We start from the raw sequence: 14489 nt of genomic DNA, 5'->3' as shown, positions 1-14489 counted from the left end.
AACAGCAGTAGGCGAAAAAACTAGAGAATGTAAGGAGAGGGAAAATGTTCGAACTCGTAGACAACATCCCCGCAAGCCCGGTAATCAAAGTTATCGGTGTCGGCGGTGGCGGCGGCAACGCTGTCAATCACATGGTCAAGAGCAACATCGAAGGCGTTGAGTTCATCTGCGCCAACACCGATGCTCAAGCGCTGAAAAACATCGGCGCGCGGACCATTCTGCAACTGGGCACCGGCGTGACCAAGGGCCTGGGTGCCGGCGCCAACCCTGAAGTCGGCCGTCAAGCCGCTCTGGAAGACCGTGAGCGCATCGCTGAAGTGCTGGCCGGCACCAACATGGTGTTCATCACCACCGGCATGGGCGGCGGTACCGGTACCGGTGCAGCGCCGATCATCGCTGAAGTGGCCAAGGAAATGGGCATTCTGACCGTTGCGGTCGTGACCCGTCCGTTCCCGTTCGAAGGCCGCAAGCGTATGCAGATCGCCGACGAAGGCATCCGCATGCTTTCGGAAAGCGTCGACTCGCTGATCACCATTCCGAACGAAAAACTGCTGACCATCCTCGGCAAAGACGCAAGCCTCTTGTCGGCTTTCGCCAAGGCTGACGATGTATTGGCCGGTGCCGTTCGCGGTATCTCCGACATCATCAAGCGTCCGGGCATGATCAACGTCGACTTCGCCGACGTGCGCACCGTGATGAGCGAAATGGGCATGGCGATGATGGGCACTGGCTGCGCCAGCGGTCCGAACCGTGCACGTGAAGCTACCGAAGCGGCAATCCGCAACCCGTTGCTGGAAGACGTCAACCTGCAAGGCGCGCGCGGCATTCTGGTGAACATCACCGCCGGTCCTGACCTGTCCCTGGGTGAGTACTCCGACGTTGGTTCGATCATCGAAGCCTTCGCTTCCGAGCACGCGATGGTCAAGGTCGGTACCGTTATCGATCCGGACATGCGCGACGAGCTGCACGTAACCGTGGTTGCCACCGGTCTGGGCGCGAAAATCGAGAAGCCTGTGAAGGTTATCGACAACACCGTGCACACCTCGATGGCTTCGGCGCAGGTGCAACAACCGGCTCCGGCCCGTCAGGAGCAGCCAGCGGTGAACTACCGTGATCTGGACCGTCCGACCGTCATGCGCAACCAGGCTCAGGCCGGTGCTGCGGCTGCCGCGAAGATGAATCCGCAGGATGACCTGGATTACCTGGACATTCCGGCATTCCTGCGTCGTCAGGCCGATTGATGGAATGTATCAGGGCTATGAAGGTGATTGGTGTTCAGCAAAGGCATGGTCTGCTATCATCGCCAGCCTTTGTTGATACCAGTTCGCAATTTGCGCTGAAGCGGCCCAAGCCATGATTAAACAACGCACACTGAAAAATATTATCCGTGCCACAGGTGTAGGCCTGCACTCCGGTGAGAAGGTCTATCTGACCCTCAAGCCTGCGCCTGTCGACACTGGCATTGTGTTTTGTCGCGCTGACCTCGACCCTGTGGTGCAGATTCCTGCCCGCGCGGAAAACGTCGGTGAAACCACTATGTCGACGACGCTGATCAATGGCGACGTCAAAGTGGACACGGTAGAGCACTTGCTCTCGGCCATGGCTGGCCTGGGCATCGATAACGCCTACGTCGAGCTCTCCGCGTCCGAAGTCCCGATCATGGATGGCAGCGCTGGACCCTTCGTATTCCTGATTCAATCGGCAGGCCTGGAAGAACAGGACGCCGCCAAGAAATTCATCCGCATCCTGCGTGAAGTGACAGTGGAAGACGGCGACAAGCGCGCCACTTTCGTCCCTTTCGAAGGCTTCAAGGTGAGCTTCGAGATCGATTTCGATCACCCGGTATTCCGGGACCGCACCCAGAGTGCAAGCGTGGATTTTTCCAGCACTTCGTTCGTAAAAGAAGTCAGCCGCGCTCGTACCTTTGGTTTCATGAGTGACATCGAGTACCTGCGCAAGCACAACCTCGCACTCGGCGGCAGCGTGGAAAACGCGATCGTGGTCGACGCTGATGGCGTGTTGAACGAAGACGGTCTTCGTTATGAAGACGAATTCGTCAAACACAAGATCCTCGACGCGATTGGCGACCTGTACCTGCTGGGCAACAGCCTGATTGGTGAGTTCAAAGGCTTCAAGTCCGGTCATGCACTGAACAATCAGCTGCTGCGCAAATTGATTGAGCAGACAGACGCTTGGGAAGTGGTGACGTTCGAAGACGCCAGCACCGCACCAATCTCTTACATGCGCCCGGTTGCGGCGGTGTAAGTAAAAAACCTCTCTAGTTTTTTGAAGGCCATCCTCGGATGGCCTTTTTTTATGCCCTTTCAAAAGCAAAAGATCGCAGCCTTCGGCAGCTCCTACAGGGGAACGCATTCCAGATGTAGGAGCTGCCGAAGGCTGCGATCTTTTGACTTTAAACTGGCACTACAACGCGATTACGCCCGCCTTCCTTGGCCTGATACAGCGCTTTGTCCGCCGCAAACAGCAGCTGCTCCAGGGTCATCTCGCTCGCCGATGTCCACGTAGCAATGCCGATACTCACGGTCATCGCCCGCTCAGCGCCTTCAACCCAGGGCAAGTTTTCCACAGCCTGGCGAATCTGCTCGGCGATCTGCTGCGCCCCGGCGCTGTCGGTCTCGGCGAGAATCACCGAAAACTCTTCACCGCCATACCGCGCGACCAAATCCGCCGGGCGTCGCACGTTCGCCGTGATCACCTTGGCCAGTTCACGCAACACCTGATCCCCAGCCTGATGGCCATGGCGATCATTGAAGGCCTTGAAGTGGTCGGCATCGATCATCATCACCGACAGCGGCTGGCCCGAGCGCTGGGCGCGGAACCACTCGTGGCGCAGGGTCTGATCGAGCATGCGCCGGTTGGCCACGCCGGTCAGGTCATCGGTGGCAGCCAGTTGCGCCAGTTCGCGTTCGGCGCGATGGCGCAAACGCAGTTCCCGGGCGAGCAGCCAGGTCAGCCACAACAGCCCCAGGCACAACACGCCGGTGGCGCCGCTGATCAGGATCGCCGTGCGCCGCCAGGTGCCGAACACTTCCTCGCTGGACAGCGCGACCATCACGGTCAACGGCAGATTGCCGACCCGCGAGTAGGTATAGAGCCGCCGCTGGTCATCCATGCTCGAGGTGCTGGTGAAACTGCCGCTGCCATCGCGATCGTTGAGAATCCGCACGACATTGGGGCGGTTGCCGAAACTCTTGCCGACCGAATCGCTCTGCAGATACGGCTTCTGCGCGAGCAGCACGCCATCGCTGTTGATGATGTTCAACGTGCTGTCGGTGCCGATGTCGAGGCTTTTGAACAGGTCGTCGAAATAGTCGAGTTTCAGCGACGCCACCGCCACGCCGAGGAATTCACCGGTCTGCGAGGAGATGCGCCGGCTGAAGCTGATGCGCCACTGATCGGCCTCTTCGCAATCGCAGCGGGTCTTGAACGGGCGGCTGATGAACATGCCGATATCGCGGTTGAATGCGTGAGCGAGAAAATAATCGCGGTCGGCGAAATTGCCCGGTTTCGCTTCGATGCGCGAGGAGTCGGCGATCACCTCGCCATGCTTGTCGAGCAGCAGGATGTCGCCCTTGAAGCGCGCGGTGGCAGAGCGATCGAACAGCGCCAGATGACGGATCTGCGGCGAGACGTTCTGCAGGTGGTCACGCTGAGCGGCGGCGATCAGCCCTTGCAGCGTCAGGTCGTACAGCTCGACGGTGCGCAGCACATCGGCATCGATCAATTGCGCGATGGTCGTGGCGCGGCGCGTGGCGACTTCCTGCGCACTGGCGTACTCGCGGATCAGCAGGAAGGTGACGATGCACACCATCGCAATCACGGTCAGCAGGCTGCCGAGGATCAGCAGGCGCTCGGGGCGACCGGTAAGGCCTGTGATGGAAGGCGTGCGGCTGGCGATCATGATGGGCTGTCGGTAGGAGTGGTTTCGTAAGCTTAGTAGGGCTGACGCCGGACGAACCTGTGGGAGCGAGCCTGCTCGCGAAAGCGGTGTGTCATTCAACACAGATGTTGACTGACAATCAGCTTTCGTCGGAACGCCGCCCGGAGCAGGCTCGCTCCCACAGGGTAGATCACAGGATCTGTAAAACGCAGCGCCGATCTTAGAAGACGTTGACCGGGTAGTCGATGATCACGCGGTATTCATCTGTATCCGAATCAATCGCGCCGTAGCCGTTGCCGCCCCGGTTGGTCGCCCATTGCAGGCGCACCACGAGATCCTTGGCCTGGCCGCTTTGTACGACGTACTGCAAATCGATGTCGCGTTCCCAATGCTTGGCGTTATGGCCGTCGGCGCTGTACCAGCTGGAATAGCCTGTGCTGTCCGGGTCGGCTTCGGTCAGGTCGACCGTGCCGCGTGAGTAAGACAGCGCCGAGGTTAACCCTGGCATGCCGGCACCGGTGAAGTCGTAGGCGTACTTGAGCTTCCAGGAACGTTCGTTCGGGCCGTTGAAGTCCGAATACTGCTGCGAGTTGTCCAGATAAACGCTGTCGCCCTGGCTGATGTAGTCGAACGGCGTGTTGCCGTTGACCCGCTGATACGCGGCAGTGACGCTGTGGTTGCCGATGCCGACGGTGAGATGAGTGCTCCAGGTGTTGTTGTCGATGTCGCCGAGCAGCGCATCGCCGGTGTCCTGCGTGTGATAGAAGTGCACGCCCGGGTTGAGGCTGACCAGATCGTTCAGTTGCCAGGTGTAGTCGAGGTCGTAGTAGTACTGGTTCCAGATGTCCTTGAGCTCGGACGCGTAAAGGCTGCTGGTCAGGCCCTCAACGCCGCTCCAGGCCACACCGGCCCAGTTCAGGTGCTGGCTTTCGTCGCCGTCGGCGAGGGTGCCGTATGACGTCCCGATGCGGGTATGACCACTCTGGTTATAGGGTTTGGTGAAACTGGCCTGGCCACCTTCGATCAGCCAGCCGTCGAAGCTGTGGTTGCTCAGGCTGATGCCACGAAAGGTCTGCGGCAGCATCCGCGTGTCGCCGCCGGCGATGACCGGGTTGGTGAGGAACAGGTCACCGGCCTTCAACTCGGTATCGAAGGCGCGCAGCTTCAACGTCCCGCCTGCGGTGGAGAACGAGCCCGGCGCTTTGCCGTTGCCATCGCTGATCGGCAGGATGCTCGAACCGTCGGTTCCGCCTCCGCCATCGAGTTTCAAGCCGAGCATGGCATGGGCATCGACGCCGAAGCCGACCGTGCCTTCGGTGTAGCCAGACTGGAATACGCCGAGAAAACCCTGACCCCACTCGATATTGTCGTCCGCCTTCTGCAAGCGGTTGCGATTCATGTAGTAGTTGCGGGCGTTGAGGTTGAGGCTCGAGCCTGCGACGAAGCCCTGTTGGGCAGACTCATCGGCGTGGACAGCGGGGGCAATCGTTGCGGCAATCGCAATGAACAGAGGGGTGAGGCGGGCAGGGTAAAACACGTGCGATGGAGCTCCTTGGGTCAGCGGGCCGCTCTGTTTCTTGAGCGGCTTGATGTTTCTTGTTGTTACAGACGCACCAGACGGCTTTCAGACCACAACGAAAAAAGGCCGCTGAATGGCAGCGGCCTGGAGTGACGACGGTTGAACGGGAAGAGCCAAACAACCGCGTCGAGGGAAACCTTTCGCGGTGCGACTCAGCTGTCTTTCTCGAGCGCTTGAGCCTGGGAAGTAGCGGCCTGCGGGGATTGCGTCGCGTCTTGAGCCTTGGCCATCACTTCGGCCTGATGCTGATCGAATGCCTGCGCGCGAGCGACGTTGTGCGCCACGAACGCTTGCGATTCTTCAGCCATCGCCATCGGCGACAGGATCAATGAGGACAAAACGAATGCGCTGGCAATACCCATACTGTTGGACATCTTGAAAACCTTCTCGCTTGGCGAGTGCTGTTTGGTGCGGGCAAAGATAAGGTTGCCGAGGGTTGGGAAACAGCGTGATTTTCATAAATGACTGTTACGGCAAAAGCAAAGATCGGCACGGGTAACAACCCGGTCTGTGCGTGATGGTGGCCTGTGGCGAGGGGATTTATCCCCGTTGGGCTGCGAAGCGGCCCCAAGAATTCCAGCCTAAAAGATTCTTGGACCTTGTGCACAGGATTTGCGACTGCTGCGCAGCCGAGCGGGGATAAATCCCCTCGCCACAGGGCTTGGTTGAGCATTCAGACCGGGAGATGGATGCCAAAGGTGTTCATGCCCCGGTCACTGCGCACAAACACATCTCCGCCATGCATCAGCGCAATCGCCTTGACGATGGCCAGCCCCAGGCCGTGGTTGTTGCCGCTGTTGCTACGCGAGGCATCAACCCGATAAAACCGCTCGAACAACCTCGGCAGATGCTCGCTGGCAATCGGCGACCCGGGATTGGCCACGCCAATGCTCACCTGATGTTCTTCAACCTCGATGCGCACCTCGATCACTTGACCCGGTTCGGTGTGCTGCACCGCGTTGCTGAGCAAATTGATCAGCGCCCGGCGCAGATGCGCGACCTCGATCTGCACTTGCGCATCGCCGCTGACCTGCACTTCAACCTGCGCGTCTTCAAGGATGAAATCCAGATAGTCCAGCGTCGTCGCCACCTCATCAGCCAGTGACGTCGAGGTCAGTTTGGTCGCCTTGTTGCCTTGATCGGCGCTGGCCAGAAACAGCATGTCGTTGATGATCGAACGCAGCCGCTCCAGCTCTTCGAGGTTCGATTGCAGCACTTCGAAATAGTGTTCGGCGGAGCGCCCGCGAGTCAGTGCGACCTGGGTCTGGCCGATCAGGTTGGTCAGCGGCGAGCGCAGTTCATGGGCGACGTCGGCGTTGAACGATTCCAGCCGTGAATAGGCCAGTTCGACCCGTTCCAGGGTCGAGTTGAACGACTCGACAAACTGTTCCAGTTCCGGCGGCAGCGGCGACAGGCGCAAGCGTCCGGCGCGCAGTGGTGGGGCCAGACGCTGGGCTTCCTGCGACAGTTTGATCAGCGGCTTCAGACCGATTCTTGCGACCCAATAGCCCAATGCAGAGGCCAGCAGCACCCCGACAATCGCCAGACTGATCAGGGCGATGAGCAAGTGATGCTGGGTCTGATGCAGCGTCTCGGTGTCGATGCCGATCATGAAGCGCAACGGCGGGCGCTGATCCTTGGCGGGGAACTGACTGACCAGCACTTTCAGCGGGTAGGGCTGATCGGGCAGTTGCAGATCGTGCATGCCCAACGGGCCATTGATGGCGGCACGAATCTGCGGCGTAAGGTTGCCGTATTCGTAGCGCGGATCACCGCTGCTGATCCAGAAGCTGATGCGCTTGTCTTCCTCGCCGAGCAGTTTGAGCTTGTTGTTGATCTTCACCCAATGCTCCGGCGTGCCGTAACGGCCGACGGTGGATTCGAGCACGCTGTACCGCGCATCCAGCTCGGCTTCGGGCAACAAACCCAGACCTTTGTCGACCTGCTGATACAGCGCGCCGCCAATCAACAGAAACACCACCAGCGCCACCAGCGTGAACATCCCGCTCAGGCGCAACGCAATCGAGTTACTGGACACCACGGCTCTCCAGCACATAACCCATACCGCGAATAGTGTGCAGCAGCTTTTCGTTGAACGGCCCGTCGAGCTTGGCGCGCAGGCGTTTGATCGCGACTTCGACGACGTTGGCGTCACTGTCGAAATTGATGTCCCAGACCATTTCCGCGATTGCGGTCTTCGAAAGGATTTCGCCCTGGCGACGGGCGAGCACGCTGAGCAGGGAAAACTCTTTCGCGGTCAGATCCAGGCGCGTGCCGGCGCGGGTGGCCTTGCGGCTGATCAGGTCGATCCACAGGTCGGCGATGGTCACTTGTACCGGTTCGTGGCCGCCGCTGCGCCGGGTCAGCGCTTGCAGGCGGGCGACCAGTTCGAGAAAGGAAAACGGTTTGCCGAGGTAATCGTCGGCGCCGTCGCGCAGGCCCTTTATCCGATCTTCGACGCGCTCGCGGGCGGTGAGCATGATCACCGGGGTCTGCTTGCGCGCACGCAATGCGCGCAGTACACCAAAGCCATCGAGCCCCGGCAGCATGACGTCGAGGACGATCACGGCGTAGTCGCATTCCAGCGCCAGATGCAGGCCTTCGACACCGTCGCGGGCAAGGTCGACGGTGTAGCCCTGTTCGGTCAGGCCATGGTGCAGATAGTCCGCGGTTTTTTCTTCGTCTTCGATAATCAGAACGCGCATGACCGCCTCAGTCTGTGGTCGCCAGTGCCGTTGCGGGCGTTGGGGCTGGTGGGTGTGAGTGCCGGTGAAACAGCCGCTCGAGCCATAAGTATATGACCGGCGTGGTGAACAGCGTCAGCATCTGGCTGACCAGCAAACCACCGACCACGGCAATGCCCAACGGCTGGCGCAATTCGGCGCCGGTGCCGTAGCCGAGCATCAGCGGCAACGCACCGAGCAGGGCGGCGAGGGTGGTCATGATGATCGGCCGGAACCGGGTGATGCACGCCTCGAAAATCGCCTCCTGCGGCGGCAGACCGCGCTGGCGCTGCGCCTCGAGCGCGAAGTCGATCATCAGGATGCCGTTCTTTTTGACGATGCCGATCAGCAGCACCAGGCCGATCAATGCCATGATCGAAAAGTCCTGGCCGCAGATCCACAGCATGATCACCGCGCCCAGACCTGCCGCCGGCAGGGTCGAAATGATCGTCAGCGGATGTACGAAGCTTTCATAAAGCACGCCGAGAATGATGTACACCGCCACCAGCGCCGCCAGAATCAGCCACGGCTGGCTGGCCAGCGAACTCTGGAACGCCTGCGCCGCACCCTGAAAATTGCCGCTGATCGCGGTGGGCATGCCGATCTCGGCCTTGGCCTGATTGAGCTGAATTACCGCATCGCCCAATGCCACGCCGGGGGCGAGATTGAATGACATATTGGCGGCGGGGAACATGCCGTCGTGAGCAATCGACAGCGGGCCGATGGTTGGCGCGTCAAACCTTGCCAGCGCCGACAGCGGCACCATCTCGCCGCTCAGTGGCGAGCGCAGGTAGAAATAGTTGAGGCTTTCGGCCTTGCCGCGCTGTTTGGTATCCAGCTCGAGAATCACGTTGTACTGGTTGACCTGGGTCTGGAATTCATTGATCTGCCGTTGGCCGAATGCATCGTACAGCGCCTCGTCGACATCGCTGGCGGTCAGGCCGAAACGCGCGGCGGCGCTGCGGTCGATGCTGATGTGGGTGATGCTGCCGCCCAGTTGCAGATCGTTGGAAATGTCGCGAAACGCCGGGTTGCTGCGCAGTTTCTCGGTCAGGCGCTGGGTCCAGGTGGCGAGGGTCGCGCCGTCGTTGCTCTTGAGTACGTATTGGTACTGCGCACGGCTGGGGCCGGAGCTGAGGTTGATGTCCTGCCCGGCGCGCAAATAAAGGACGATGCCGGGCACTTTCATCAGTTGCGGGCGGATGCGGTCGATGAACTGGCTGGCGCTGACATCGCGATCACCACGTTTTTTCAGGGCGATCCAGAAGCGCCCGTTGGCGATGGTCTGGTTGCTGCCGGAAACCCCGACCGAATGAGAAAACGCCTGCACCGCCGGATCGGCCGCGACGATTTCGGCCATGGCCAAGTGTTTTTTCACCATATCTCCGTAGGAAATGTCCGCAGCGGCTTCGGTGGTGCCGAGGACGAACCCGGTGTCCTGCACCGGGAAGAACCCCTTGGGAATGAAAATGTACCCGGCGACCGCCAACGCCAGCGAAAGACCGAACACGCCGATCATCAATTTCTGATGATCGAGGGCGCGGCGCAGGCCTTTTTCGTACCAGCCGAGCAAGCGCTCGCTGAAACCCGGTTTGGCGCTGGCGTGATGCACCGGTTTGCGCATGTACAGCGCAGCAAGGGTTGGCGCCAGCGTCAGCGAGACCACCACGGAAATCATGATGGTCGATGTCGCGGTCAGGGCGAATTCCTTGAACAGCCGCCCGACCACGCCGCCCATGAACAGCAGCGGAATGAATGCCGCCACCAGCGAGAAACTGATCGAAACGACGGTGAAGCCAATCTCGCCGGCCCCCTTGATCGCCGCCTCGCGCATATCATCGCCGGCCTCGAGATGGCGATGGATGTTTTCCACCACCACAATCGCATCGTCCACGACGAAGCCGACCGCGACGACGATCGCCACCAGCGTCAGGTTGTTCAAACTGAAACCGAGGATGTACATCAGGGCGAAACTGGCGATCAGCGAGACGCCGAGCACCGCCGAAACAATCAGCGTCGCCGACAATTGCCGCAGGAACAGCGCCATCACCGCGACCACCAGCAGGATCGCGATCAGCAAGGTGATCTCGACTTCATGCAGCGAGGCGCGAATGGTCTGCGTGCGGTCGATCAGGGTTTTCACCTGCACCGAGGCCGGCAGCATGGCTTCGAGGCCGGGCAGGGCGGCCTGAATGCGGTCGACGGTTTCAACAATGTTGGCGCCGGGCTGACGGAAAATCACCAGATTCACGCCGGGGCGATCACCGGCCCACGCCTGCACGTAGGCATCTTCCGCACCGTTGACGACTTTGGCGACATCGCGCAGGTGAACCGGGGCGCCATCCTTGTAGGAAACGATGAGCTCGCTGTAGTCCTCGGGGTGGAACAACTGGTCGTTTGTCGACAGCGTCGAGATACTCGATTCGCCGTACAACGCACCCTTGGCGAGGTTAAGGCTGGTCTGCTGGATCGCCAGCCGAATGTCGGCCAGCGTCAGGCCGATGGCCGCGAGTTTGTCTGCCGACGCCTGCACGCGGATCGCCGGGCGTTGCTGGCCGGTGATGTTGATCTGGCCGACGCCGTCGACCTGACTGATCTGACGCGAGAGCAGAGTTTCCACCAGGTCGCTGAGTTCGGTGCCGGGCATCTGTGTCGAGCTGACACTGAGGATCAGCACCGGGCTGTCGGCCGGGTTGACCTTCTTCCATGTTGGCAGGGTCGGCATGTCTTTGGGCAACTTGCCGGCGGCGGTGTTGATCGCCGCCTGTACTTCCTGGGCGGCGGTGTCGATGCTTTTGTCGAGAGTGAACTGCAAGGTCAGCAGGGTTGAGCCCAGCGCGCTGCTCGAGGTCATCTGGGTCATGCCGGGGATGGCGCTGAATTGCACCTCCAGCGGCGTGGCCACGGAGGAAGCCATGGTGTCGGGACTGGCGCCGGGCAACTGTGCCGAGACCTGGATCGTCGGAAATTCCGCTTCCGGCAGTGGCGCAATCGGCAAACGCGGGAAGGCAATTACGCCGACCAGTACCAAAGCGAACGTCAGCAAAATCGTCGCCACCGGGTGATCGATGCACCAGGTCGAGATGCCCTTGTGCGAGTTCATGGCTTCGGCTCCGCCTGCACCACTTGCGCTGGCTCGCTCATGACTTGCACGCTCGAGCCCGGTTTGAGTCGCGACTGGCCGTCGGTCACCAGCACGTCACCAGCGTTGACACCTTTGATGATGTCCTGGCCGCTGCCCTGATAAACCATTTGCACCGGCACCGCCTCGACCTTGTCGTCCTTCACGCGGTAAACAAAGTGTTGTTCGAGGCCACGCTGTACGACGGTGGGCGGAACCACCAGCGCATCTTTATCCACAGCCGTCTGAATTTTTACCGTCACCAGCAAACCCGGCCAGAGCTTCTGGCTGGCATTGGCGAATTCGGCCTTGGCGCGGATGGTGCCGGTGTTGGCGTTGATCTGATTGTCGATCAGGGTCAGCTGACCTTCGCCGAGCAGATTGCCGGTTTCGCCATCAGTATCGGCGCCGATGTACGCCTTGACCGGGGCGCGTTGCGGATCGCTGATCAGACTCTGCAGGGTCGGCAGCATCTGCTGCGGCAGGGAGAATTCGACGGCGATCGGGTCGATCTGCGTGACGGTGAACAGGCCCTGGGTGTCGGTCATGCGCAGGAAGTTGCCTTCATCGACGGTACGAATACCGACGCGCCCGGTGACCGGGGAGCGAATCTGCGTGTAGGACAGTTGCACCTGCGCCGCATCGATCGAGGCCTGATTGCCTTGTGCCGTGGCTTTGAGCTGGTTGACCAGCGCTTGCTGCTGGTCGAAGGTCTGCTTCGACACGCCGTCGTCGACGCTGAGCAGTTTGTAGCGCTTGAGATTGACCAGCGCTACCTGCAACTGCGCCTGGCTCTCGCCCAACTGCGCCCGGGCCTGGTCGAGGCTGGCGCGGATCGAGCGGTCGTCAATGGTCGCGAGCAGGTCGCCTGCTTTGACCTGTTGGCCTTCCTTGACCAGAATTTTCGTCAGGATCCCGTCGATCTGCGGACGCACCACCACGCTGTGCAGCGACAGCACCGAGCCGATGCCGCTGGTATAGCGCGGCACGTCTTTGGCGCTGACCGTCACCACCCGCACCGGAATGGCAGTCGGTGTAGCCAGTTTGGCCGGCGCCGGTTTCAGCGCGAACCACAGGCCGGCGGCTGCCAGCAGAATCAGGAGAGTGGCCAGCAGGGTTTTGTTTTTCTGGATGGACATGCGCGGCGCCGAAGTCTGGAGTTTGGGCAGATTGACCAGTTATAAACCGCTCAGGCGGTCGGCAGGGTGACGGCTGCCTGTCAGGATTGTCAGTTTCGTTTGTATAGATGGGGAGTAGCAGTGTGCGGCGATGGTCTTGTGTTGGATTCGCCCCTCATCGGAACGCCGCCCGCCCAGCCCTCTCCCCAAGGAGAGGGAGCCGATTTGTGGGCTTTTCGAACCTGAGTTCGACTCGGTATCCCATGTCGGCGAACCTCGAGTAAACACCTCGGTCTGTCCCCTCCCCAGGGCGAGGGTTAGGGTGAGGGGAAAACCGTTCAGCGCACGGTGCAAATCTTCAGATGCCGAGCCAGAGCGCACAGGTATACTGCGCGCCTTTGCGGCTCACTGATCGGGCCGACTTTTTGTTCCCGGAGCTTTTATGACTTCCCCGACCCAACCGCCGGTTGACGACGCTGTGAGCGACGTCCCGGCTGAAGTGGCTGACGCCAGCGAAACCAAGGCCGAGATTCCGGCGTTCAAGTTCCCGTTCAAGCCGGGCGAGCTGGCTTCGGCGAAAGGCTCGAATCAGCCGTGGTACAAGAATGGCGCGAAGAATGGCCACACCAAAACCCCGGGCATGGCGCCGCCGGGTACGCGTCGGTCGATGGGCAAGCGCTGACATCGGAAAGTGATGGTGGCGGCCTCTTCGCGAGCAGGCTCGCTCCCACATTGGATTTGTGTAGAACCCAAACCTGTGGGAGCGAGCCTGCTCGCGAAAGCGACATCCGCTACAGCACAAATATCAGATCAAGCCGCGTGCAATGAAATAAACGCATAAGTCTGCGCCGGTTCCGTCACCACTTGCCCGCCCGCAGCCAGCACTTGCCCGGCGACATCATCGCCGGACAAATGAAACAGCCATTCACTGGTTCGCGCCGTCAGCGGTTGCGCGCTCACCTGGTCGATCACTGCCGCGAAGGCATCCATGTTCGGCAAGTACGCGGTGAACCCGTCACCCTTGAGCGCCGTGGTGCGAATCCCCAACGTTGCGCAGATCGCATCCTTGAGTCTGATGTCATCCCGATCCGCCTGACGCGAACGCTGGATCAGCTCAACCAGTTCCCGATCAACCAACTCGCCGCCCACGATCAGCTCCGGCCCCTGTTCCCAGGACTCTGGCGGGCAATCCTTGGCAGCTGGATTGAGCGGGATGTGCGGATTGATTTCCGCCGGGTAAATCCGGCACACCAGCGGGCGGCGCTCGTAGATCCGGCAGCGCTTGTCGTCGTCAAGATTCCGGCAGGGCCCGACGTTGTAGGCGGCAAAGGTGATCGCCACGTGAGCATCAGTAGTGCCGCTGCGGACCACCGCCGAACGGCGCTCGGCATGTTCGCGCTGCTGCGCTGGCAGGCCCAGGCCATTGCCGAGAAACGCCTCGACCAGCACGATCACCTGACCGCCATCGGCCGCCCACATGCGGGCTTCGGCGAGCGTCAGCGGGACATGGTGGTCGGTGCAGCACTTGCCGCAGCCTACGCAGGAAAACGTCGTATTCATTGAGCGATCTTTCTTCAATCAGGGTGTGAAACGACGGCGGAAAACCATCGCACAGAACCGGATCGAAGCAAGGACTGCGCCACTCAGTGGGTGTTCGTGGCCGGGCGAATCGAATCCCACTCGGTGACGAACGCGGTTTTCGACTGGTTGTTGTACAGGCACAGCTCACTGCCTTGCTGGCCTTTCATGTGTTTTTGCGGGTATTGGCCTTGCAGCAGAACGGCGGTGTAACCGACGCGGTCGTCGAATTGCGCAGGTGTGCCGACCGGTTTGACGTTTTTCAGACCGCTGGCCATGGTGCAGCTGGCGAGTACGGTCTTGTCGTAAGCGGCCCAGGCGTCGGGGCTGGAGGCGTGGGCCTGTGAGGCCAGGGCGGTGAGGCTGAGCAGGGCCAGGGTGATGGCTTTCATGGTTGGGGCATCCTTGGTTATGGCCAAGGTTTGAGTCTGCCTGAAGAGTTTTGTTGCCTGGGGCACCGCTAAAAGAT

12 protein-coding genes are annotated in these 14489 nt (G+C 60.6%); 3 read left to right on the top strand and 9 right to left on the bottom strand.

Going from position 1 to position 14489, the window contains the following annotated elements; all coding sequences use genetic code 11:
• The first annotated feature begins 44 nt into the window (after positions 1–44).
• Positions 45–1241, top strand: a complete 1197-nt coding sequence (gene ftsZ / locus ACYSTU_RS03520) for a cell division protein FtsZ (protein ID WP_016773283.1) — start codon at positions 45–47, stop codon at positions 1239–1241.
• A gap of 112 nt (positions 1242–1353) precedes the next feature.
• Entirely contained in the window at positions 1354–2265 is a 912-nt protein-coding gene (gene lpxC / locus ACYSTU_RS03515) for a UDP-3-O-acyl-N-acetylglucosamine deacetylase (protein ID WP_007916984.1), read from the top strand.
• A gap of 148 nt (positions 2266–2413) precedes the next feature.
• Here lpxC and ACYSTU_RS03510 read toward each other — a convergent pair whose 3' ends face one another.
• From ACYSTU_RS03510 to ACYSTU_RS03480, 7 genes are all read right to left on the bottom strand, one after another.
• Positions 2414–3922, bottom strand: a complete 1509-nt coding sequence (locus ACYSTU_RS03510; RefSeq protein WP_498996012.1) for a sensor domain-containing diguanylate cyclase — start codon at positions 3920–3922, stop codon at positions 2414–2416.
• Between the two features lie 199 nt (positions 3923–4121).
• Positions 4122–5438, bottom strand: coding sequence for an OprD family porin (locus tag ACYSTU_RS03505; protein ID WP_498996009.1), 1317 nt, complete (start codon positions 5436–5438; stop codon positions 4122–4124).
• Between the two features lie 194 nt (positions 5439–5632).
• Complete coding sequence (locus ACYSTU_RS03500; RefSeq protein WP_016773285.1) at positions 5633–5854, bottom strand: hypothetical protein; 222 nt, start codon at positions 5852–5854, stop codon at positions 5633–5635.
• Between the two features lie 299 nt (positions 5855–6153).
• Positions 6154–7518: a heavy metal sensor histidine kinase gene (locus ACYSTU_RS03495; protein WP_071173546.1), complete on the bottom strand. Its 1365-nt coding sequence runs from the start codon at positions 7516–7518 to the stop codon at positions 6154–6156.
• Entirely contained in the window at positions 7508–8185 is a 678-nt protein-coding gene (locus ACYSTU_RS03490) for a heavy metal response regulator transcription factor (RefSeq protein ID WP_498996005.1), read from the bottom strand. The genes ACYSTU_RS03495 and ACYSTU_RS03490 overlap by 11 nt, the downstream gene beginning before the upstream one ends.
• 7 nt (positions 8186–8192) lie before the next feature.
• A complete protein-coding gene (locus ACYSTU_RS03485; protein ID WP_498996002.1) occupies positions 8193–11306 on the bottom strand; it encodes a multidrug efflux RND transporter permease subunit in 3114 nt (1037 codons plus the stop codon).
• Entirely contained in the window at positions 11303–12463 is a 1161-nt protein-coding gene (locus ACYSTU_RS03480) for an efflux RND transporter periplasmic adaptor subunit (protein WP_498995999.1), read from the bottom strand. The genes ACYSTU_RS03485 and ACYSTU_RS03480 overlap by 4 nt, the downstream gene beginning before the upstream one ends.
• Before the next feature lie 421 nt (positions 12464–12884).
• On the opposite strand from ACYSTU_RS03480, the gene ACYSTU_RS03475 reads away from it, so the two are divergent.
• On the top strand, positions 12885–13124 hold the full coding sequence (locus ACYSTU_RS03475; RefSeq protein WP_016773292.1) for a hypothetical protein: 240 nt from the start codon (positions 12885–12887) through the stop codon (positions 13122–13124).
• Positions 13125–13252: 128 nt separating this feature from the next.
• On the opposite strand, the gene ACYSTU_RS03470 is transcribed toward ACYSTU_RS03475, so the two are convergent.
• Both ACYSTU_RS03470 and ACYSTU_RS03465 read right to left on the bottom strand, forming a co-directional pair.
• On the bottom strand, positions 13253–14002 hold the full coding sequence (locus ACYSTU_RS03470; protein WP_498995996.1) for a YkgJ family cysteine cluster protein: 750 nt from the start codon (positions 14000–14002) through the stop codon (positions 13253–13255).
• An 83-nt stretch (positions 14003–14085) separates the two neighbouring features.
• Positions 14086–14412 (bottom strand): hypothetical protein, encoded by a 327-nt coding sequence (locus tag ACYSTU_RS03465; RefSeq protein ID WP_498995994.1) that lies wholly within the window; start codon positions 14410–14412, stop codon positions 14086–14088.
• Positions 14413–14489 lie beyond the last annotated feature (77 nt).

This window comes from Pseudomonas glycinis, from assembly GCF_054871425.1.
Note: the sequence above shows the minus strand (reverse complement) of the source record. Positions and strands in the feature narration are given on the sequence as shown.

Bases quoted from the DNA above. Each gene is read 5' to 3' on its own strand.
- ftsZ (WP_016773283.1), top strand. From the start codon at position 45: ATGTTCGAACTCGTAGACAACATCCCCGCAAGCCCGGTAATCAAAGTT.
- lpxC (WP_007916984.1), top strand. From the start codon at position 1,354: ATGATTAAACAACGCACACTGAAAAATATTATCCGTGCCACAGGTGTA.
- ACYSTU_RS03510 (WP_498996012.1), bottom strand. From the start codon at position 3,922: ATGATCGCCAGCCGCACGCCTTCCATCACAGGCCTTACCGGTCGCCCC.
- ACYSTU_RS03500 (WP_016773285.1), bottom strand. From the start codon at position 5,854: ATGTCCAACAGTATGGGTATTGCCAGCGCATTCGTTTTGTCCTCATTG.
- ACYSTU_RS03490 (WP_498996005.1), bottom strand. From the start codon at position 8,185: ATGCGCGTTCTGATTATCGAAGACGAAGAAAAAACCGCGGACTATCTG.
- ACYSTU_RS03485 (WP_498996002.1), bottom strand. From the start codon at position 11,306: ATGAACTCGCACAAGGGCATCTCGACCTGGTGCATCGATCACCCGGTG.
- ACYSTU_RS03480 (WP_498995999.1), bottom strand. From the start codon at position 12,463: ATGTCCATCCAGAAAAACAAAACCCTGCTGGCCACTCTCCTGATTCTG.
- ACYSTU_RS03475 (WP_016773292.1), top strand. From the start codon at position 12,885: ATGACTTCCCCGACCCAACCGCCGGTTGACGACGCTGTGAGCGACGTC.
- ACYSTU_RS03470 (WP_498995996.1), bottom strand. From the start codon at position 14,002: ATGAATACGACGTTTTCCTGCGTAGGCTGCGGCAAGTGCTGCACCGAC.
- ACYSTU_RS03465 (WP_498995994.1), bottom strand. From the start codon at position 14,412: ATGAAAGCCATCACCCTGGCCCTGCTCAGCCTCACCGCCCTGGCCTCA.